Source organism: Nocardioides sp., assembly GCF_004803405.1.
Taxonomy (GTDB): Bacteria; Actinomycetota; Actinomycetes; order Propionibacteriales; family Nocardioidaceae; genus Nocardioides; species Nocardioides vastitatis.
Window position 1 is genome coordinate 1 of the sequence record NZ_SSXI01000204.1, and the last position, 1050, is coordinate 1050.

Sequence of the window (1050 nt, forward strand, 5' to 3'; positions counted from 1 at the left end):
AATGCGGTGCCATCGGCGGTCACCGCCTGGCTGGACGCGCGTGCCGACTCCGGGGACGCGCTCGCCGAGCTGGTCGCGGCGGTGGAGAAGCAGGCCCTGCAGCGGTCGGGGCTCGACGGCACCGCGGTCACGGTCACCGCGGAGTCGGTCACCGGCGAGGTCAGCTTCGACGCGGCGCTCCGCGAGACGGTCGGCAGCGCCGGCATGCCGGTGCTGCCGACCCAGGCCGGCCACGACGCCGGCATCCTCCAGGCCGCGGGCATCCCGTCGGCCATGCTCTTCGTCCGCAACCCCTCGGGCGTCTCGCACTCCCCGGCCGAGACCGCCGGCACCGCCGACTGCCTCGCCGGCGTGACGGCACTGGCCGACGCACTGGAGAGACTGATCGGATGAGCACGGCCTACCTCCTCGAGCGCGCGTGGATCGGGGGCGCGGTCCAGGACGACGTACTCGTCGAGATCGAAGGCGCGCTGATCACATCCGTCACACCGGCCAGCCAGTTCGGGCACTTCCCGGCCGTTGCAACGGCCGAGAAGAGCAGGAATCGCCGGTTAACCGGTGATTCCTACACCCACCTCCCCGGCCTCACCCTCCCCGGCCTGGCCAACACCCACAGCCACGCGTTCCACCGGGCGCTGCGGGGCCGGACCCAGCGCGAGCGGGGCACGTTCTGGACCTGGCGCGAGCAGATGTACGACGTCGCCGGCCGGCTCGACCCGGACTCCTCCTACGCGCTGGCCCGGGCGACGTACGCCGAGATGGTGGCGGCGGGATACACCTCGGTGGGGGAGTTCCACTACCTGCACCACCGGCCCGACGGGGCGCCGTACGACGACCCGAACCTGATGGGCGACGCGCTGGCCGCCGCAGCGCGCGACGCCGGGATCCGGATCGCGCTGCTCGACACCTGCTACCTCGCCGGCGGGTTCGGTGAGCCGCTGTCGGCGGAGCAGCGCAGGTTCGGCGACACCGACGTCGACGCCTGGGTCGACCGTGCGTCCCGGCGGGCGCCGGCCGGGCCGGGCGTCGTGCTGGGCGCTGCCGTCCACT

At 73.6% G+C, this 1050-nt stretch carries 2 protein-coding genes; both read left to right on the plus strand.

Going from position 1 to position 1050, the window contains the following annotated elements:
* Window positions 1-393: M20/M25/M40 family metallo-hydrolase (locus E7Z54_RS14140; RefSeq protein WP_136434736.1), on the plus strand; the 393-nt coding region annotated here is incomplete at its 5' end.
* Window positions 390-1050: amidohydrolase family protein (locus E7Z54_RS14145; protein ID WP_168798334.1), on the plus strand; the 661-nt coding region annotated here is incomplete at its 3' end. The genes E7Z54_RS14140 and E7Z54_RS14145, both read left to right, overlap by 4 nt.